The 13,806-nt window shown below is 68.7% G+C and carries 12 protein-coding genes; 6 read left to right on the top strand and 6 right to left on the bottom strand.

What is annotated here, in order from left to right:
• Nucleotides 1-68: 68 nt before the first annotated feature.
• The gene (locus HII28_RS09795) at nt 69-677 is read right to left on the bottom strand and encodes a hypothetical protein (protein ID WP_170025232.1); all 609 of its coding nucleotides are present in this window, start codon (nt 675-677) and stop codon (nt 69-71) included.
• Between the two features lie 459 nt (nt 678-1,136).
• Between HII28_RS09795 and recQ the strand changes: the two genes are divergently transcribed.
• Nucleotides 1,137-2,975: a DNA helicase RecQ gene (gene recQ, locus HII28_RS09790; RefSeq protein ID WP_240977791.1), complete on the top strand. Its 1,839-nt coding sequence runs from the start codon at nt 1,137-1,139 to the stop codon at nt 2,973-2,975.
• Nucleotides 2,976-3,202: 227 nt separating this feature from the next.
• On the opposite strand, the gene HII28_RS09785 is transcribed toward recQ, so the two are convergent.
• Nucleotides 3,203-3,772, bottom strand: a complete 570-nt coding sequence (locus tag HII28_RS09785) for a shikimate kinase (RefSeq protein WP_170025231.1) — start codon at nt 3,770-3,772, stop codon at nt 3,203-3,205.
• A 321-nt stretch (nt 3,773-4,093) separates the two neighbouring features.
• Between HII28_RS09785 and HII28_RS09780 the strand changes: the two genes are divergently transcribed.
• From HII28_RS09780 to HII28_RS09770, 3 genes are all read left to right on the top strand, one after another.
• Entirely contained in the window at nt 4,094-4,657 is a 564-nt protein-coding gene (locus tag HII28_RS09780; RefSeq protein ID WP_170025230.1) for a dihydrofolate reductase family protein, read from the top strand.
• Between the two features lie 147 nt (nt 4,658-4,804).
• Complete coding sequence (locus tag HII28_RS09775; protein WP_170025229.1) at nt 4,805-5,626, top strand: helix-turn-helix domain-containing protein; 822 nt, start codon at nt 4,805-4,807, stop codon at nt 5,624-5,626.
• Nucleotides 5,627-5,628: 2 nt separating this feature from the next.
• A complete protein-coding gene (locus HII28_RS09770; RefSeq protein WP_170025228.1) occupies nt 5,629-6,462 on the top strand; it encodes a class I SAM-dependent methyltransferase in 834 nt (277 codons plus the stop codon).
• Between the two features lie 33 nt (nt 6,463-6,495).
• Here HII28_RS09770 and HII28_RS09765 read toward each other — a convergent pair whose 3' ends face one another.
• The 3 genes from HII28_RS09765 to HII28_RS09755 form a co-directional block, all read right to left on the bottom strand.
• Entirely contained in the window at nt 6,496-7,320 is an 825-nt protein-coding gene (locus tag HII28_RS09765; RefSeq protein WP_170025227.1) for an MBL fold metallo-hydrolase, read from the bottom strand.
• A 117-nt stretch (nt 7,321-7,437) separates the two neighbouring features.
• Nucleotides 7,438-8,004: a YdeI/OmpD-associated family protein gene (locus tag HII28_RS09760; protein WP_170026054.1), complete on the bottom strand. Its 567-nt coding sequence runs from the start codon at nt 8,002-8,004 to the stop codon at nt 7,438-7,440.
• 41 nt (nt 8,005-8,045) lie between these two features.
• Nucleotides 8,046-8,612 carry a DUF1697 domain-containing protein gene (locus HII28_RS09755; RefSeq protein WP_170025226.1) on the bottom strand — a complete coding sequence of 189 codons (567 nt, stop codon included), beginning with the start codon at nt 8,610-8,612 and terminating at the stop codon, nt 8,046-8,048.
• Nucleotides 8,613-8,711: 99 nt separating this feature from the next.
• On the opposite strand from HII28_RS09755, the gene HII28_RS09750 reads away from it, so the two are divergent.
• Nucleotides 8,712-9,692, top strand: coding sequence for a DUF4436 family protein (locus HII28_RS09750; RefSeq protein ID WP_170025225.1), 981 nt, complete (start codon nt 8,712-8,714; stop codon nt 9,690-9,692).
• A gap of 428 nt (nt 9,693-10,120) precedes the next feature.
• Complete coding sequence (locus HII28_RS09745; protein WP_170025224.1) at nt 10,121-12,235, top strand: acyl-CoA dehydrogenase; 2,115 nt, start codon at nt 10,121-10,123, stop codon at nt 12,233-12,235.
• A 14-nt stretch (nt 12,236-12,249) separates the two neighbouring features.
• Here HII28_RS09745 and HII28_RS09740 read toward each other — a convergent pair whose 3' ends face one another.
• Nucleotides 12,250-13,557, bottom strand: a complete 1,308-nt coding sequence (locus HII28_RS09740; RefSeq protein ID WP_170025223.1) for an ion channel protein — start codon at nt 13,555-13,557, stop codon at nt 12,250-12,252.
• Nucleotides 13,558-13,806 lie beyond the last annotated feature (249 nt).

Raw genomic sequence — 13,806 nt, 5'->3', positions numbered from 1 at the left:
GCCACGACCGCCATCGTCCTCGAGATTCGAGTGACGACGGGCGGTGATCCGGGATCGTCCGAGTGCGCTTACGCCGCGAGCGCGGCGGGCGGCCCTCTGTGCCGCAGCACTCCGAGCGCCGGAACCGATACGGCGACGGGTGCAGGAGCGGCGCGAACAAGCATCCGGGTCGGCGTTTCAACGGCGACGGTCGCGATCCGGTTCACCGCGGTGACGAGCAGAACGGTGAAGTTCGCGAGCGCGAACAACGTCTTCTCACCGTGACGTAGCGCCACGATCGTGGCGATCGCTGCTGCGGCGTGCGCGACGAGCATCATGGCGTCGTCGTTGTGCATGACCTGTTCGGGCATCAGCTGGCCGGAGACGATCGCGACGTGGGCACCGGCGTGCACATGTCCCGTCGGGGCGACGAGCATCGTCCCGCTGGCGCCCGAGCCGAGCCCGAACAAGAGGTGCAGCAGCAGCTGGCTCACTCCGACGGAAGCCGTCTGCCGCCACAGCGAGATCCGCTTGCCCGCGAGGGCCACGCAAAGCGGCACGGCGAACGCGAGCGAGAGCACGACGGCGAGAGCGGACGGCAGCCCGCCGCCCGCGGCATCGTGGAACAAGGCGGCCACGAAGACGGCGAAAGACGCGGCCGCGGTTCCGCGGACCGCGCGGATTCCGCGTGGCGTCATGACGTTCCCCGATGCGAGTGGATGTCTCCAGCGTAGTCACGGTTCCGTGTCGCCTTCCCGGAGGGTCTCTCGGCCCGTCTCCGGCTCGATGGCCGGACGCGCAATGGCCCTTGCGACCGAGGCCCGACGTCTCGTCCTCCCCAGCGGTCGCTCGGAGGGATCCGACCCGTTCGCCCGATCGGTCGTTCACCCGTCGGATGTCGTCGTTAGCCTTGTGGGGTGAGCATGCCCGAGCCCTTCGATCCCGCCGCGTCGGGCGACCCTGCTCCCATGGACTGGGACTGGGATCCGAACGAGCTGGTACCGCCCGACGACGAGTACGGGCCGGAGGTGGTGCCTCCGGCGCAGCCCGGGGTGCGCACTCGCGTCGGCGCAGGCGCTGGCGGTGCGGGCGGTGGTGCTGCGACCGTACTGGACGATGCGTTCGAGGCCGAGCTGGAGCGGGCATCCGTACGTCGCATGGTGGGCGCGGACCCGCTCGACGTGCTGCGCACGGTGTGGGGCTACGACGGATTCCGCGGCGATCAGGCCGCCGCCATCGGCCGGCTCATCGGCGGCGGCGACGCAGTGGTGCTCATGCCAACCGGTGGCGGCAAGAGCCTCTGCTACCAGGTGCCGTCGATCGTTTGTGAGGGCACGGGCATCGTCATCTCTCCGCTCATCGCGCTCATGCACGACCAGGTCGACGCGCTGGGCGCCGTCGGTGTGCGAGCCGCGTACCTCAACTCCACGCAGGATGCCGCCCAGCGTTCGGCCGTCGAACGCGCCTACCTGCGCGGCGAGCTCGACCTGCTCTACGTGGCCCCTGAGCGGCTGTCGTCCGAGCAGACGAAACAGCTGCTGTCGCGTGGAAAGATCGCGCTGTTCGCGATCGACGAGGCCCACTGCGTATCGCAGTGGGGTCACGACTTCCGGCCCGACTACCTCGGGTTGTCGGAGCTGGCGCAGCGCTGGCCGGACGTTCCGCGCATCGCGCTCACGGCCACCGCGACGGAGGCCACTCACAAGGAGATCACCGAGCGGCTGAGGCTGCAGAACGCCGAGCACTTCGTCGCGAGCTTCGACCGCCCGAACATCCAGTACCGCATCGTCGAGAAGAACGACCCGCGCAGACAGCTGGTGTCGTTCATCAAGGGCGAGTTCGGCGGGGATGCGTCATCCGGGGACGGTCCGGCATCGGGCATCGTCTACGGGCTCAGCCGCAAGACTGTCGAGCAGACGGCCGAGCACCTGCGGCAGAACGGCATCGACGCGATGCCGTACCACGCGGGACTGGATGCCGGCACTCGCGCCCGCACGCAGTCGCGCTTCCTGCGCGACGACGGCGTCGTCATCGTCGCCACCATCGCGTTCGGCATGGGCATCGACAAGCCGGACGTGCGCTTCGTCGCCCACATCGACTTGCCCAAGTCGGTCGAGGGCTACTACCAGGAGACCGGTCGTGCCGGCCGTGACGGCGAGCCCGCCGTGGCCTGGCTCGCGTACGGCCTGCAGGACGTCGTGCAGCAGCAGCGCATGATCGAGCAGTCGTCCGGGGATCTCGCGCACCGCCGGCGCCAGTCCGCACACCTGGATGCCATGCTTGCTCTGTGCGAGACCGTCGGATGCCGACGCCAGAACCTCTTGCAGTACTTCGGCCAGGCGTCCGAGCCATGCGGCAACTGCGACACGTGCCTCAATCCGCCGCAGACCTGGGACGGCACCATAGCCGCGCAGAAGTTGCTGTCGACCGTGGTGCGACTCAAGCGCGAGCGCAACCAGCGCTTCGGCGCCGGGCACCTCATCGACATCCTGCGCGGCAAGCGCACGCCGCGCGTCGACCAGTACGGACACGACGCGCTCAGCACCTGGGCCATCGGGGACGACCTCGGCGAACAGCAGTGGCGGGGCGTCGTCCGTCAGTTGCTGGCGCTTGGCCTGCTCGCTGTCAACAACGACGGATACGGCACTCTGGCCATCACGCCGGCCAGTGCCGAGGTGCTGAACGGATCACGCACAGTACTGCTGCGGCAGCAGGCCGAGCGACCCACGCGCTCCCGTGCAGCCAAGGCGAGCATCGATGCCCTGCCAGATGCGGCGCATCCGCTCTTCCAAGCCCTGCGTGCCTGGCGCGCCGAACAAGCGCGCGAGCAAGGCGTGCCGGCCTACATCGTGTTCGGGGACGCGACGCTCCGCGGAGTCGCCGCGAGCCGTCCGGGCAGCCTCGACGAGCTCGCGCAGATCTCCGGCGTCGGCGCGAAGAAGCTGGAGACCTACGGGGAGGGCGTGCTGGCGGTGGTTGCCGCGTCGGACGGCTGACCCGGCCTCATCGCTGTGTCGGACGGCCAACCTCCGACCTCCGTGGTCGTTGTCGTGTCGGAGGGCTGAGCCGCGTGGTCGCTGCCGCCTCGGCGGGCCGAGTCTCGACAGCGAACGCCTTGCCGGGCGTGCGCGGCGGTGTCGTCCTGCGACACCATGCGGTTGCGGCGTTCGTCGTGAACGGACCGCCTCGGCGGTTCCGGTCGCACCGCGGCGCGAGCAGCCGTTCAGACCTCCGGATACCGCTCGTGCGGCGTGACCGGCTCGAGCCCGAAGGCGTCGACGATCAGCAGGGCGGACGCCTCGGGATCGGACCGCTCGGTATCGATGACCAGATCCGTCGGCGGTTGTTCGGCGGGATCGCCCGCGCCGCGTTCGGCCCGGCGCAATCGTCGAAGGGTGTCGACATCGGTGAGCTTGCCGAATTCGCGACGGCTGGCGTTGCCGAGCCGCCGCTCCTGCTCGGCCTCCCCGACGGTGAGCCCGACGAACCTCACGCGTCCGCCCGACTCCTCGGTCACGTGGCGCGCACGCTCGGGGAATCCACGCAGCACTGTGTGCTCGGGCGTGAACGTGAAGATCAACGACGTGTCTGACGCCGCAGCCTCGCTGAATGTGGACAGCCAGAATTGTTCGCGGAGCTTCACGAACCGTGCGGACCCGAACGGGAACACGCTCGTGACGGCATCCACGATCAGATGATTGTGGAAGACGGCGAAGCCGGTGCGCTCTCCGAGTGCACGGGCGACGGTCAGCTTTCCGGCGGCGGCAGGGCCGTGGAGGAACACCAAGTCCATGCGCCGACCTTAGAGTGCGTACGCCGCCTGGGCGGCTCGCGGCGCGTTGCTCAGCTTGACCGTGCCGCTCAACGGCATCGCGGCACTCGTTTCCTCGGCACCCGGTGGCTTCGTGAAACTCCGTGCCTCGGCACTCCGGCGGCGACGCATCGAGGTGTCGTGCATCCGACGCCTCCGCAAGCCGTCATCGCCGCCTGTCCGTCGAGTGCGCGTGCTCTGCTCGAGCGCCTGTGGCGCACCGGCTTAGGGTGGCCCTGCAACTCGCTACATGCCGCCGGGGCGAGTCGGTGTCGCGTCGGCGCAGAACAGGAAGGATGCACCATGAGCGATGTCGTTCTCACCATGTTCATGAGCCTCGACGGTTACATCGCCGGTCCCGGAGGGGAGTTCGTCGGCCCTGAGTGGTCGGCGCAGATGCAATCGGACTGGTCCGACGTCAACGGTCGCGCGGCGCTCTTCGTCTACGGCCGCACCAACTTCGAGTTCAATGCGGCCTTCTGGCAGGACATCGAGGCAGACGAGAGTGCGCCGGAGGCGCAGCGCGAGTTCGCCCGCCTGTTGCACGCCATGCCGAAACTCGTCGTGTCGAGCACGCTCACCGAAGCAGGGTGGAACGGCCGGGTCGTCCGCGATCTTCCTGCCGAGATCGCCGCGGCCAAAGAGCAGGCGGACGGTCCCATCGTCGTCATCGGCGGTGCCGGCGTCGCACAGTCCTTCCTGCGGCTGGGTCTGGTCGATCGTCTGCGGATCATGGTCACTCCGGTGCTCCTCGGAGCCGGGATCCGGCTCTTCGACGGGGAGTACGCACGGATGCCGCTGGAGCGCGCCGGCTGCATCCCGATCGACACCGGCTCGACGATCCTGGAGTATCGCGTCGTGCGCTGATGCCGCGGCGCTGATCGGGCGCTGGCCGGCCGCCGATCGGGCGCCGATCGGGCGCCGATCGGCGGGGATCTCGCGTCCGGTCTTGACGTTGCCCTCTGCGAGACGCTTAATAACTGACTAGTTACTTATTAGTCGGAGGAGCATCGCATGGTGGCAGCGACGCGTAGGACACGTGATGCGGCAGCAAGCACCGCACGTCTGATCGCGGCAGCGGGTGAGGAGTTCGCAGCCCGTGGATTCGATGGGGCGCGCGTGGATCGCATCGCCGAGGCGTCCGCCACCAACCGGGCCATCATGTTCCAGCGCTTCGGCGACAAGGCCGGCCTGTATCGCGCTGTCCTCGCCGCGGTGGCCGCTGACGCCGACGCCGTGCGTCGCGACCTCGTCGCACGTCGGTCGGGCCCACCTGCGGATCCGGCGCAGTTCCGCAGTCTGGTCTCGGATCTCGCCAGGGCCAACCTGCGGTTCCTGAAGACGCATCCGACGGCCGAGCGGATCCTCCGATGGGAGCGCGCGTCCGATTGGCAGGTCTACCGAACGACCATGTCTGCGCCGGAGCAGGCCGACCCAGCGCGGGCGGATGCAGCTCGGCGCGCTGCGGTGCAGCGTCCTGACGCGGTCCAGGCGGACACCGCGCAGCCCGGCCGCGTGCGAGAAACTGTGCGGGCCGGCCTCGTGCGGGCCGACACCGAGCGGACTAGCACTGAGCGGGCCGGCGCCGAGCCCGACACCGAGAACCTCGCCGACTCGGTGCGAACCGATGCCGCGCGCGATCCGGCAACCGATGCCGCTCAGGTGATCACGTCCTGGTTCCGCGAGGGCGATCGCCGTGGCTGGCTTCGCAACGGTGTGAGCGCTGCGACCCAGTTGACGCTCACCTTCGAGCTCGCCTCGACGCTGGTGCACCTCGACGAGGACTTCGGTGTCGCCGTCGTGACCGCCGCCCTGGTCGTCGAGACGGCATCCTGATCATGATCGAGCTGCCGCACCTCTCCCCGGTCGAACGGTCGGCACTGCTCACGGTCATCTCGCGGGCGAGGGACGCCGAGGGGCGGGACCCGATCCTCGCCGATGAATGGTCGGTGCTGGTGCGCGATGCGCTCGCCGCGGACTGGAACGGCCTCGGGATGCCGCGCAAGGAGGCCTACACGGTGGCCACCCGCGGTCGCCTGCTCGACGATCTCTGCCGCGACTTCCTGCGGCTCAACCCGGATGCCGTGGTGATCGAGCTGGGCAGCGGGCTCGATGATCGGGCCGAACGCGTCGATCCGCCGGATACTGCGACCTGGATCGATCTGGACCTGCCGGGAATCCAGTATCTCCGCCGACAACTGCCTGCGCGACGGGTAGTTGCGGCGCACCGGCTCGAGCTTCCGGCCGACGTCACGAAGGATGACTGGATGCGGGCTGTGCCTCGGAACCGTCCCGTCGCGATCGTGGCCGACGGCTTCTTCCCGTTCCTGACGCCGGAGGAATCCGCCGACGTCGTGCGCGGCATTGTCGACCGTGCCCCGGCAGGGGAACTTTTGATGAACGGATACACGACACTCGCGCGCACCCTGATGCCACGTGTGCGCGCCATCCGCGACCTCGGAATCGACGTGACACAGGGAACGGCGTTCGACGACCCGCGCGAACCCGAGCGCTGGCATCCGCGGCTGAAGCTCGCGCAGCGCATCATGCTGACCCGCTCGCCCTACGTCATCCATTTCTCGCCGGCGCTCCGAGCGACGATCAGGACGATGGACTGGCTGCCGTCGCTCTCCGATCGCAGCGATCTGGGCGTGCTCCGGTTCGTGTACTGACGACGCTACGCACCGGCCTCGCAGCCCTCCGGATCACGTCAGGTCGTCGTGATCTCCGCGCACCCACTCGATGTAGAGATCCGCGGATGTCCGCACCACGGCGTGCGCATCCTCCGGGACTCCACGGCCGAAGTTGTTGAAGAGGCGATCGAACCGCAGCCCGAGAGCCTTCGTGGCGACACGGTCCACGACCGCGGCGGACAGCGGCAACAGGTTCGGGTAGCTGCGCATGAACGACACCGAGGTCCCGTTCGGATTCGGGAAGATCGCGTCGCCCGCCAGCAGAATTCCCTTGCCGTCGGCACCGGCATCCCAGAGCGCGGCCGTGCTACCAGGGAAGTGACCACCCAGCGTGTGCAGCGCGAGACCCGGGGCCAGTTCGAGAGTTCCGCTGAACAGTCGGATGACGGGATCCTCGCGGCGCACCCACTCGGCATCCGCCTCGTTCACGTAGACGGGAGCATTGCCGAGCGCATGGGACCACGACACCTGGGCGCCGTACATGTGCGGGTGGCTGGCGGCCACCGCGATCACCGGACCGTACTCGAGCACGCGCGCCGCGGCATCCTCGTCGACGTAGCCGATCGGATCGAAGAGCAGATTCCCTGCTGGCGTGACCACGAGCATCGTCTGCTGGCCGATGCCCACGTTCGGCTCGCTCGTGATGCCGATCAGGTTGGGCTCCACCTCGGACAGCCGAACGCGGATGCCGCCGTCACGAAACTCGGACGCGGTCGTCCAGTGCTGGCCGTCGCGAGGCACCCATTGCCGATGGTCGCTGCAGATGATGCACTCAGCGAGGGGCTGGGGAGTGTCGGCGTGTTCGACGCCGCAGGTCGCGCAGATCCACAAGGTCATGGAACGACCGTAGTTGCAGCGTGCGACGCAGACCGTTCACTCTCGCCTCGACTGCGGGTGATCGCAGCTTCGCTGCTCAACAAGCGCAATCGGCTCGGTGAAGCGAGCGAGCTCTCTTCACTCTCGCCTCAATTGCTTGTAAATCGTCTCGCCCCGTTCGAGCATCGCGACGTACTCGGCGATCTTGCGTGCCCGTGTGTCCGCCCGCTTCACATTGCCGATGCGGAACAGGATCGCGAAACGGTTCTGGCTGGTCAGCGCCGCGAACATCTGGGTCGCGGCGGGACTCGCTGCCAGCGCGGCGGCCAGGTCGTCCGGAACCTCGATGGTGCTCGAACCGGCGTACGCGGCATCCCATCGGCCGTCGGCCTTGGCGCGCTCGACCTCGACGCGTCCGGCATCCGTCATCCGGCCCTCGGCCTCGAGCCGATCGATGTGCTCGCGATTGCGCTTGGACCACATGCTCCGCTTGCCGCGCGGCGTGAACGTCTGCAGGAACTCGGTCTCGCTGAGGCCGTTCTTGCGGCCGTCGATCCAGCCGAAGCACAGTGCCTCGTCGAGTGCTGCCGCGTACTTCACGCCTGGGGCGGATCCCTTGGCCAGCGCGAGCTGCACGCCGTCATTCGTCGTGTGGTTCTCCGCGAGCCAGGCACGCCACTCCGCGGCGCTCCCGAGCCGGAGGATCGGTCGTCCCGACCCGTTTCCCTCGGTCGGTGTCGCAGCGGTCACAACAGCTTTCGCAGGGTGTTGAGGTTGCGGGTCGTCGTCAGATCCTTGTCCTTGCCCCGGCCGAGACGCTTCCCGACGACGCTGTCGAGCGTGTGCCCGCGCTCCACCGTCCAGAAGACGACAGGTCCGCCGTCGGCGACCTCCTCGCGCTTCGGATCGAGCTCGAGCTCGAGCACGCTCTCGGCCACAGCATCCGCCTCCGTCGAGGGTTCCTTCGAACGTCCGCCCGAGCCGGCAGAGGCCTCTGCGCCGATCAGGAACACCACATAGCGGTGCCAGCCCTCGCGCTCGGAAAAGGGGTAGGCGTCGATGACCGAGGTGAGGGCATCCGTGTCGAGAACGTGCACCTTGGCGTCATAGGCGAACCGTGCGGCGAGTGCCTTCTCGATCTCGATGCGAGCAGCGGATGCCGTGCCCTCCGCCGTGAACACCACGTTGCCGCTGGCGAGCACGGTCTTCACCCGGTCGTACCCGAGCCCGCGGAACACGTCGGCCAGCTCGGCGGACTTGATCGTGCGTCCACCCACGTTGACGCCGCGGAGCAGGGCGATGAAGCGCGTCATGGATCCAGCATGGCAGCGACCCCCGACTCCGCGCCGGGACCGCGGCGACAGGAGCGAGGCTTCCTGCCGACCGGTCCGTGTGCGCCGTAGGCTCGACGCGTGGGGGACGAGGTGCCGGGGGACGGCTCGGCCGAAGGACGCGCAGTGACGGCCGGCGCGAGCGTGCCTCCGCGGCGCCGCACGGTCGTGCGCATCGTGGCCGTCGCTGCCGTGTTCGTCGTGGTCTACGCGGTGGTCGTGACCCTCTACGCGCTGAGCGGTCCCGTCTCATCGCTCGGGCCGAAGGAACCGGAGCCGGACAAGGGCGGCGTCACCGTCGTGCTCACGGTCGAGGGCGTGGATGCCGCGCATCAGCGGATCGATCTCAGCGTGCGGATCGACCCGTCCGAGACGCTCTACACCGGTGACGGCCTCGCGCTTGCGCAGGACATCACCGTCGTCGTCACGCCGATCGACGGCAGCCAGACGCTCGTCTTCAAAGCGCAGACGAACGCATCCAGGAAATCGGCGACGCTCGTCACCGAAGGCGAGATCGCGAACTGGCCGTTCGATGTCTATCGCGCTCAGCATCTGGTGGTGCTGGCGTCCGTCACGAGTGGTGGCGTCGCGAGACCGATCCCCACGAAGGTCTGGATGAGGGGTGACGTCCCGGGATGGAACGTGGATGCGAAGCAGGTCGGCGCGGCGCCGACCGTGCTCCCGGCGACCCTGTCGGAGGCAGTCTCGACGGCGCCGTCGATCGACCTGCGAGCAGCGCGCTCGGGCAGCACAGTCGCATTCGCCTTCGTGCTTCTCGCGCTGCTCGTCGTGATGCCGTGCCTGGTGCTCTTCGTCGCGATCACCGCCTACCGCGGTCGCCGCAAGCTCGAGCCGTCGTTCATGAGCTGGATGGGGGCGATGCTGTTCGCGACCATCCCGTTGCGCACGTTCCTGCCAGGATCGCCGCCGATCGGCTCGTGGATCGACTTCACCGTCGTGCTGTGGGTCGTGGTCGGGCTGATCGCGGGGCTCGTCGTGTACGTGGCCGCGTGGATCCGGTGGGGACATCCGGACCCGGATCGTGTGCCTCCGGGCCGGTGAGGGTGCGGCGGAGGCTAGGGGGTCTCAGGGCAACCGACCGCCGAGACGGCGATCGGCGCTGGGCCCCACGAGCCGGTTCCGGGCGGCGTGGTTCCGCCGACCCGCCGAGCGAGAGGGAGCGTCGCGGGGGAGGCAGTTCTGGTCTCAAGGCAACCGACCGCCGAGACGGCGGCCGGCGCTGGCGTCGCGGCGGAGGCCAGAAATGGCCTCCGCTTTTAGCTCCAGCGCGCGCTTGCGCAATCCCACAGGCATCCGACGGAGCGATCAGCGGGGTTTGTCGCATCCGCACGGCGGACTGGCCGCTCCCAGCATGCCGACTTACCGTGAAAGTCGACGCCCGTACCCAGGGTGCCGGATGCCGCGAGCGGGCTCCCAGCCCCACGGCCCGAACGCTTCCACTTCAGACCTCAACGGAAGAAGGCATTGCGATGGTCGACACCGCTTCGAAGCCCGCCAGCGATCACGTGACGCGCCCCGACCGCACCCAATACACCGCTCAGACGGGACCGATCGACGTCGACGCCCCGCCCGCAGCCGTGGATGTCGCCGCGCTCGGCCGCAAGCTGATGGGAACGTGGGCCGACATCCGCGTTGCTGCTCGCGAGTTCGCGAAGAACCCTGCGCTGCAGCGCATCGAGGGACTGAGCCTCGACGACCACCGCGCGCGCGTGTTCGGGCAGTTGAAGCTGCTGGTGGACAACGGCCAGGTGCACCGCGCCTTCCCGAAGTCCGTCGGGGGCCGCGACGATCACGGCGGCAACATCGCCGGATTCGAGGAGCTCGTGACCGCGGATCCGTCGCTGCAGATCAAGAGCGGCGTGCAGTGGGGCCTCTTCGGCGCCGCCGTTCTGCACCTCGGCACCGAGCGCCACCACCAGAAGTACCTTCCCGGCATCATGAGCCTCGAGGTTCCCGGCGCGTTCGCCATGACCGAGACCGGACACGGATCGGATGTCGCGGCCATCGCCACCACCGCCACCTACGACCCCGAAACGCAGGAGTTCGTCATCGACACGCCGTTCCGCGGCGCGTGGAAGGACTACCTCGGCAATGCCGCCAAGGACGGGATCGCCTGCACGCTCTTCGCGCAGCTCATCACGAACGGCGTGAACCACGGCGTGCACTGCTTCTACGTGCCGATCCGCGATACGGCCACCGGCGAGTTCCTGCCCGGCATCGGCGGCGAGGACGACGGCCTCAAGGGCGGCCTCAACGGCATCGACAACGGACGCCTGCACTTCACCGACGTGCGCATCCCGCGCGAGAACCTGCTGAACCGGTACGGCGACGTCGCGGAGGACGGCACGTACTCGAGTTCCATCGCGAGCCCCGGCCGCCGCTTCTTCACCATGCTCGGCACGCTCGTGCAGGGCCGCGTGTCGCTCGACGGCGCGGCCACTCTCGGATCCGCGATGGGCCTGACGATCGCGATCACGTACGGCAACCAGCGCCGCCAGTTCACGGCGGGATCCGACACCGACGAAGAGGTGCTGCTCGACTACCAGCGTCACCAGCGCCGTCTCATCCCGCGGCTCGCCACCACGTACGCGCAGGTGTTCGCGCACGACAAGCTGCTCGTGAAGTTCGACGAGGTGTTCAGCGGCAAGGCGGACACCGACGAAGACCGGCAGGATCTCGAGACCCTCGCCGCTGCGCTCAAGCCGCTGTCGACCTGGCACGCGCTCGACACACTGCAGGAGACCCGTGAGGCGTGCGGCGGCGCCGGATTCCTCGTGGAGAACCGCATCACGAGCCTGAGGGCCGACCTCGATGTCTACGTCACGTTCGAGGGCGACAACAACGTGCTGCTGCAGCTCGTCGCCAAGCGCCTGCTCACCGACTACTCGAAGAAGTTCGCCAAGGCGGATGCCGGTGCCCTCGCCCGATACGTCGTCGCGCAGGCGGCCGACCGCGCCTATCACGGCACTGGTCTTCGGAGCCTCGCCCAGACGGTGGCGGACTTCGGATCCACGGCCCGCTCGGTCGGACAGCTGCGAGACCCGCAAACCCAGCGCGAGCTGCTCACGGATCGTGTCGAAACGATGATCGCTGAGGTGGCGACCCGGCTCCGCAACGCCAACAAGCTCTCCAAGCAGAAGGCAGCCGACCTCTTCAACTCGCAGCAGAACGAGCTGATCGAGGCGGCTCGCGCGCACGGCGAGCTCCTGCAGTGGGAGGCCTTCACCGAAGCGCTGGAGACCGTGCAGGATGCCGGCACCAAGCAGGTGCTCACCTGGCTGCGCGACCTGTTCGGGCTCGGCCTCATCGAGAAGCACGTGGCGTGGCACATCATCCACGGCCGCCTCTCGCCGCAGCGTGCCCAGGCCGTCAGCGCTTACATCGACCGGCTGGTGGCTCGTCTGCGCCCGCAGGCGCAGAGCCTCGTCGACGCGTTCGGCTTCGAGCAGGAGCACCTGCGCGCGAAGATCGCGAGCGGCGCTGAGGCAGAGCGGCAGGCCGAGGCGCGCGAGTACTACCGCGAGCAGCGGGCGTCCGGCACGGCGCCGATCGACGAGAAGACTCTGCAGAAGAAGTCCAAGTAGCCGGGTAGCGTCCCTCAGGCGAGAGCCGTCGGCGGGCGCGCGAGGCCGTGCTTCGGTTCGATCTCGAAGTGCGGTGCCTTCGTGACGAGCAGCCACACCGGGAGAACGATCACGCAGAGCGTGGACAGCAGCGTGAGGTCGCCGGTGAGCGCAACGCCGAGGAAGAGTGCGATCCAGCCGTCGCGGGTCTCCACCAGCACGATCCCGAGGGCACCGCAGGCGACCGCGAGTCCGAGGGGAATCCCTGGGATGACCGCGTGGCCTAACAGGCCGATGGCGACACCGATGAACACGGCGGGGAAGACGCGGCCGCCGCGGAATCCGGAGCTCGCTGCAACGAGCAGCGCGACGACCTTCACGATCACGAACACGGCGAGCATGCCCGCCGAGTAGTCGCCGGGATGCGCCAGCAGCTCGCCGGTCTGTTCGAGACCCTTGAAGAGAGTGATCGGGCCGCCGACGATTCCCAGAAGGCCGAGCAGGAGTCCGCCGGCCGTGGTGAGCAGCACAGGATGCCGCAGCGCGTGGAAGCCCGCGTGGAGATACGGGAACAGGAACGCCGCCAGGATCCCGATGCCGGCTGAGAACGCGGCGACGAGGAGTCCGGTGAGGAAGTCGATGGGATTCGGCGTCCCGTACGGCGGCAGGTGGAAGGCGATGGTCTGCCCCCCGAGCAGGTGCATGGTCTCCGCTCCGGCCGCCGCTGCCGCCACCGGTAGGAAGAGCTTGTCCCAGAGCGAGCCTCCGTTCCTGACCGCTGCCACGGTGCCGGTGAGCACGAGCGCCGCGGCGACGGGAGTGCCGAACAAGGCGCCGATCGTGCCGGAGGTGGCCAGCGTGATGATGAGCAGCGGGGGGATCTTCGTGGCGAACCGCGCGAATGCGGCGACGGCGAGCGCCCCGTTGATGGCGATGATCGGGTTCTCCGGGCCGAGGCTCACGCCGCCCGCGAGGCTGATGAGCACCACGATGCCGATGCTCGGAAGGGTTCCGATGGGCGGTGGCGGCGAAGAGAGGCCCGTGGTGGCGGAGTCGGGTCCGCCGTGGCCGGGAACCAGCCAGACGACGAGTCCGACGGCGAATCCGGTGAACGTGAGCACGACGAGGATCCACCACGGGTTGTCAGAGGTGATGCCGATCGCATGCGGCAGGCCGTCCCAGATGGCGGATTCGAGCCATCCGGAGACCAGGTCGAGAAGCCAGAGCACGACGGCCGAGGCGATGCCGATCAGCAGGGCGGGGATCGCGAGGAGGAGCAGCGTCCGGATGCTCGGCCCGGCTTCCTCCGCGGCCCCGGCCCGTCCTGCGCTCGCGTCTGCCACGATTCCTCCTCCGATCGCCGGGACTGTCGCGACGGGGTCGCTGCCGCAACGTCACCGCCCGGGAATCCTTCAGCACACGCTATGCGTGCCTGCGGGACGGGCAATCGGGGCGGTCACCGAAATCACGTGACTCGGGTGAGCGGCGGCTGAGCGGCACGGCGGACGTGCGGTTCGGCTGATCGGTTCGCGCAGCGCTCGCGCATCCTTCGCCGTGGAATCTCGTCCGATCGGACGACGACGCCGGCGGCT

Origin of the sequence: Planctomonas sp. JC2975 (assembly GCF_012985205.1) — a bacterium.
Classification (GTDB): Bacteria; Actinomycetota; Actinomycetes; order Actinomycetales; family Microbacteriaceae; genus Humibacter.
Note: the sequence above shows the minus strand (reverse complement) of the source record. Positions and strands in the feature narration are given on the sequence as shown.

Excerpts from the sequence above, each read along its gene's own strand:
- HII28_RS09795 (WP_170025232.1), bottom strand. The coding sequence starts at position 677 with ATGACGCCACGCGGAATCCGCGCGGTCCGCGGAACCGCGGCCGCGTCT.
- HII28_RS09785 (WP_170025231.1), bottom strand. The coding sequence starts at position 3,772 with ATGGACTTGGTGTTCCTCCACGGCCCTGCCGCCGCCGGAAAGCTGACC.
- HII28_RS09755 (WP_170025226.1), bottom strand. The coding sequence starts at position 8,612 with ATGACGCGCTTCATCGCCCTGCTCCGCGGCGTCAACGTGGGTGGACGC.
- HII28_RS09770 (WP_170025228.1), top strand. The coding sequence starts at position 5,629 with ATGATCGAGCTGCCGCACCTCTCCCCGGTCGAACGGTCGGCACTGCTC.
- HII28_RS09775 (WP_170025229.1), top strand. The coding sequence starts at position 4,805 with ATGGTGGCAGCGACGCGTAGGACACGTGATGCGGCAGCAAGCACCGCA.
- HII28_RS09745 (WP_170025224.1), top strand. The coding sequence starts at position 10,121 with ATGGTCGACACCGCTTCGAAGCCCGCCAGCGATCACGTGACGCGCCCC.
- HII28_RS09780 (WP_170025230.1), top strand. The coding sequence starts at position 4,094 with ATGAGCGATGTCGTTCTCACCATGTTCATGAGCCTCGACGGTTACATC.
- HII28_RS09765 (WP_170025227.1), bottom strand. The coding sequence starts at position 7,320 with ATGACCTTGTGGATCTGCGCGACCTGCGGCGTCGAACACGCCGACACT.
- recQ (WP_240977791.1), top strand. The coding sequence starts at position 1,137 with ATGGTGGGCGCGGACCCGCTCGACGTGCTGCGCACGGTGTGGGGCTAC.